1 pseudogene is annotated in these 253 nt (G+C 29.2%); it reads right to left on the bottom strand.

The window, feature by feature from the left end:
- Nucleotides 1-253 (bottom strand): annotated as a pseudogene (locus CN514_RS26025) (hypothetical protein); the annotation flags it as partial.

Raw genomic sequence — 253 nt, 5'->3', positions numbered from 1 at the left:
ATTCTACATATTTCTTATCTACATCTATAAAACATCTGCCTTCAGATTTTTCGTTTGCCATGTTAAAGTACTGTTTTGCAGCACTTATATCTCCCGTTTCGTATGCTACTTTTCCAGATAGAAATTCTCTTTCTCCTGAATCAATTCTTTCAAGATCACAAGTATAAATTAGTTCTGACCATTCCTTAGTTTTATTAAAATTATTTATCTGGAGATATGTTTCACTTAAATATAAAGCAAAATGATAACTATC

Source organism: Bacillus sp. AFS001701 (assembly GCF_002559405.1).
GTDB lineage: Bacteria > Bacillota > Bacilli > Bacillales > Bacillaceae_G > Gottfriedia.
The sequence above is the reverse complement of the archived record's forward strand: the minus strand, read 5'-3'. Positions and strand labels throughout refer to the sequence as shown.